Here is a 4,099-nt window from a genome sequence, read left to right as displayed (position 1 = left end):
CGCCGCAAGATTGAGCAATCTTGTCCGGGAGCTTGCGCACCCTGACCTACGCTTACTCGGCGATAAGAGCTGGTAGGTCAGGGTGCGCAAGGCTCATGACACTAGCGAAGTGGAAAAGGACTCGCTGACGTCGAAAGCAAGCGGGCGAAAATATCTGCCGCCTCGCGTCACGCTTTCAGAGGATGTACCCGGTTATCAGCGCAATGCTGGCGGCCACGAGGCCGATGAACAGAATCTGGTAGCTGTAGCGCAGGTAACGATACTTGCGTTGCAGCACACATCCCTGCTGATAAAGGTTCACAGCGACAGTCCGGTACAGATTGGCATCGCTGGCCAGAACGCCTGCCATGGCCTTGAGATAGTCGTCGCAACTGATGGTGTCGAAATCGCCGAAGAAAAACGGGTTGGATACCCGACCCGGGCTGCGCTGCCCGCGATTCCAATCCACGCGGGGCAATACCGCGAGCAGCGCGAACAGGCAGGATAGCAGCGTGAAGCCGCCCATCACATAGGCTGCCAGCGGCGCCGGCCCGCTACGCACGCTGCCCGCCAAAAGCCCAAGTATGAGGAGGGTCGAGCCGATGACGATGCTGGCCTTGTGATCGGCGGCGGCGGAGAGCTGCGTGAAATTCTGCGCCACTGCGCGCAGCGCCTGGTCCACGGAATTGCGCGCCTGCACCCCGGCGAAGTGCTCGACCCGCCCGGCGCTCTCAGGCATGGGAGGTATCCGCAGCCTTGAGAGCGACGATGCGCGCCGCCGCGACCGGCCGGCTGAAGCCTTTCAGATGAACCTCGCCGATCTCCTCGAAGTTGACGATATTTTCCACCGCGGCCAGCGCCTTGTGATCGATCAGAATTTGTGCGCTTGCCGCCTCGGAGCAAAGTCGCGCGGCGAGATTGGTGACGGTGCCGACGGCGCCGTAGTCGAATCTGCCCTCGAAACCGATCGCACCGATCGTGGCGAAGCCTTGCGCGATGCCGATTCCGAGTCCGAGATCATAACCGAGCTTGCGCCACACTATGCTCATGTCATTGACGCGCGCGCGCATCGCGATTGCCATGCGCAGTGCGCGTTCTGCGGGATTGGCAATGATGACCGGATCGTTGAAAAAAATCATCATGCCGTCGCCGGTGAAACGCTCGAGCGTTCCTTCGTGCGCGACGATGAGCTTGCCCATTTCGGCATGATATTCGCGCAGCACGCGCATCACTTCCTCGGGCTCGGCGGTTTCGGCAAACGCCGTGAATCCGCGCAAATCGAGAAACACCACGACGACTTCACGGCGGTGGCTTCGCAAGGGATCGTCCGTGCCGCCGGAGACTATGGCTTCGGCGAGTTGCGGCGAAAAGAAGCGCCTGAGCTTACCCAATCGTTCGAGTTGGCCCAACTGTTCGCTCACGCGTTGTTCGAGCAGCGCGTTCCACTCGGCCAGCTTCGCGCCTTGCGCTTGCACGGTGTCGTGCAGCGATTTGATGCGCAGCAGTGAGCGAACCCGCGCCAGCAATTCAGGCTGATTGATGGGCTTGCTCAGGAAATCGTCGGCGCCGGCTTCGATTCCCTGGACCCGTTCCTCGCGCGCGTCAAGCGCAGTCACCATGACGACCGGCAGCATTGCCGTGGCGGGATTCGCACGCAGCAGCGCGCACACTTCGTAGCCGTTCATGCCGGGCATCATGACGTCGAGCAAAACCAGATCGGGATGCGTGTCCGCGACTTTGTCCAGAGCTTCGCGGCCGCACGCGGCAGTAACCACCTCGTAGCCCTTTGCGCCCAGCAGATCGGCGAGCAGCTTTACGTTTTGCGGATGGTCATCGACGACCAGAATTTTTGCGTTCACTGTGAAGTATCGAAATCCGCCAGCAGCACGATCGCGCCAAACCGCTTTGCCTTTTGATAGTAGCGCTCGTCGGCGGTCACCAGTACGCAATCGTCCGCGAGCGCTACGGCGTGATACAAAGTGTCGAAGAGGTGATGCCCAAGCTCAGAAGACAAAGCGCAGGCCGCTGAATACACTTCGACCGAAGCCAAGGTTGCAAACTGCAAGTCGAAGAAGGCGGCGATTTTTTCGCGAGCTGTCGAAGGATCGATGCGCACCGCAACGGCCGCCGCCTCGGCCAACCAGTGCGGCGGTTGCCTTACAGCATGACGCTCCGCCTCGATTTCCGTGAAAAGCCGCAACGCTTTATCCGTGTTCGCTTCGTTTCCCCCGTGCGGAAACAACCATTTAACAATGACGCTTGCATCGACAACAATGCTGGTCATTTACGCCCTTGTTCGCGCGCCGCGCGGAATTCCTGTTCCGTGATCGCCGGCGAGATAGCGCGCAACTTCAATATTGTTTCGACGGCGCGGCTGCGTTTTTTCCTTCTTTTTTCGTTCTCCACGGCCTGCATCATCAGTTCGGCGATGATGGCGCTCTTGTTGTTCTTGGCGAAAGTGCGATTGAATGCTTCTTTGATTTCTTCGGGCACGCTGAAATTGACGGTTGCCATGGCGCTCTCCTGTTTGTTGAAGATTTCAACAATCTAGAACGAACGCCGGAGCGAGTCAAGGCGAGCGTTCCAGCGCCTCGTGCACCGCGTTCAAAAATTCCTTGATGTCGAGCGGCTTGCGCTGATAGCCGTCGAAACCGGCGTCCATGATCTTCTGCCGGTCCTGCGTCATCGCCGAGGCGGTGACAGCGATGACCGGAATATCGCGCGTCCGCGGATCGGCGCGCAATTGCGCCAGGGCTTCGATACCGTCGATACCGGGAAGCTGGATGTCCATGAGGATCAGCGCCGGATGTTTTTCCTGCGCCAGGCGGATGCCCTCTTCGGCGGTTTCCGATTCGATGGTCTGATAACCCTTGACCTGCAGCAGGTCGCGTTCGAGCTTGCGGTTTTTTTCGTTGTCCTCGACGATCAGAATTAAACGCGGGTTCATAGGCGCACCGGTAACGTGAAAGTAAACGTGGAGCCTTTGCCGACTTCGCTAGTCACCTGGATTTTTCCGCGGTGCATTTCGACGAATTTGCGCGTCAAGGTGAGGCCGAGGCCGGTTCCTTCGCGCGATCCGCCGCTTTGCGCCTGGCGGAATTCCTCGAAAATGATTTTCTGATCGGCAGGCGAAATACCGATGCCGGTATCCGCAACCGAAATCTCGATATCGGGATTGGCCTGGGTCGCCGTGACGGTCGCGGCGCCGCCTCTGGGCGTGAATTTCAGCGCGTTGGACAACAGGTTCAACAGGATTTGCTTGAACTTGCGCTCGTCGCCGGTGAATTGTCCGAGGCGCGGATCGATATCGGCGCGCATTGCGACTTCGTGCCGGTTGGCGCGTTCGTGCATGAACGTCAGGGCATCGCGAATCGCCGTCGGCAGATCGAAGGTGCTCAGCTCAAGCTCCATGCGCCCGGCTTCGATTTTCGACAGATCGAGAATGTCGTTGATCAGCGCGTGCAAATGCCGGCCCGACGAGTGGATGTCCTGCACATATTCAGCCTGCTTGTCGTTCAGTTCGCCGAACAGGCGCTCATTCAGGACTTCGGAAAATCCGATGATCGCGTTCAGCGGCGTGCGCAGCTCGTGCGACATATTGGCCAGAAACTGCGATTTGTGCCGGCTCGCAGCCTCGATCTCGCGGCTCTTGTCTTCGATCTCGCGAAACAGCCGCGCGTTTTCGATCGCCAGGGCCGATTGCGTCGCAAAGCTTGTGACTAACTCGATCGTCTCCGGCGGGAATTCGCCGGGGAGTTTACGCAGCACGGCGAGCGCGCCGAGTATTCGCTCCTCGTGCAGCAAGGGGATGGCCAACACCGCCCGGAATCCGGAGTCGCTCATCAACTGTTTAAATCGCTCGGGATACGCCTCCTCTGTGAAGATGTCCGTGATCTCAACCGACTTGCGCGTCGCGGCTGCCCGGCCGACCGCGCCTTCGCCGAGCTGTACCGGATAGGCTCGCAGCGCCTCGACATAGGACTCTTCGAGTTTTATGGTCGCGGACAATCTGAGGGTGTCGTTGCTGTATTCATAGATTGAGCCCGCGTCCGTTCCGGAGAGCTGAACCGCATAGGAAACGATGGTGGTGAGCACCGTGTTCAGATCGAGAGTCGAGCTG

6 protein-coding genes are annotated in these 4,099 nt (G+C 59.3%); all 6 read right to left on the bottom strand.

Translation table 11 applies throughout. The features are described from left to right. Positions 1–175: 175 nt before the first annotated feature. Complete coding sequence (locus tag H0V78_10940) at positions 176–718, bottom strand: hypothetical protein (GenBank protein ID MBA2352266.1); 543 nt, start codon at positions 716–718, stop codon at positions 176–178. Beyond that, positions 711–1,838 (bottom strand): response regulator, encoded by a 1,128-nt coding sequence (locus tag H0V78_10935; protein MBA2352265.1) that lies wholly within the window; start codon positions 1,836–1,838, stop codon positions 711–713. The genes H0V78_10940 and H0V78_10935 overlap by 8 nt, the downstream gene beginning before the upstream one ends. Next, positions 1,835–2,263, bottom strand: coding sequence for a type II toxin-antitoxin system VapC family toxin (locus H0V78_10930; GenBank protein MBA2352264.1), 429 nt, complete (start codon positions 2,261–2,263; stop codon positions 1,835–1,837). The genes H0V78_10935 and H0V78_10930 overlap by 4 nt, the downstream gene beginning before the upstream one ends. After that, entirely contained in the window at positions 2,260–2,493 is a 234-nt protein-coding gene (locus H0V78_10925) for a hypothetical protein (protein ID MBA2352263.1), read from the bottom strand. Before H0V78_10925 ends, H0V78_10930 begins: the two co-directional genes overlap by 4 nt. Before the next feature lie 55 nt (positions 2,494–2,548). Continuing rightward, positions 2,549–2,926: a response regulator gene (locus H0V78_10920; GenBank protein MBA2352262.1), complete on the bottom strand. Its 378-nt coding sequence runs from the start codon at positions 2,924–2,926 to the stop codon at positions 2,549–2,551. Then, a partial coding sequence (locus H0V78_10915; protein ID MBA2352261.1) for a GAF domain-containing protein occupies positions 2,923–4,099 on the bottom strand: 1,177 nt, incomplete at its 5' end. The genes H0V78_10915 and H0V78_10920, both read right to left, overlap by 4 nt.

It is taken from the genome of Burkholderiales bacterium (genome assembly GCA_013695435.1).
GTDB lineage: Bacteria > Pseudomonadota > Gammaproteobacteria > Burkholderiales > JACMKV01 > JACMKV01.
The sequence above is the reverse complement of the archived record's forward strand: the minus strand, read 5'-3'. Positions and strand labels throughout refer to the sequence as shown.

Excerpts from the sequence above, each read along its gene's own strand:
- H0V78_10940 (MBA2352266.1), bottom strand. The coding sequence starts at position 718 with ATGCCTGAGAGCGCCGGGCGGGTCGAGCACTTCGCCGGGGTGCAGGCG.
- H0V78_10930 (MBA2352264.1), bottom strand. The coding sequence starts at position 2,263 with ATGACCAGCATTGTTGTCGATGCAAGCGTCATTGTTAAATGGTTGTTT.
- H0V78_10925 (MBA2352263.1), bottom strand. The coding sequence starts at position 2,493 with ATGGCAACCGTCAATTTCAGCGTGCCCGAAGAAATCAAAGAAGCATTC.
- H0V78_10920 (MBA2352262.1), bottom strand. The coding sequence starts at position 2,926 with ATGAACCCGCGTTTAATTCTGATCGTCGAGGACAACGAAAAAAACCGC.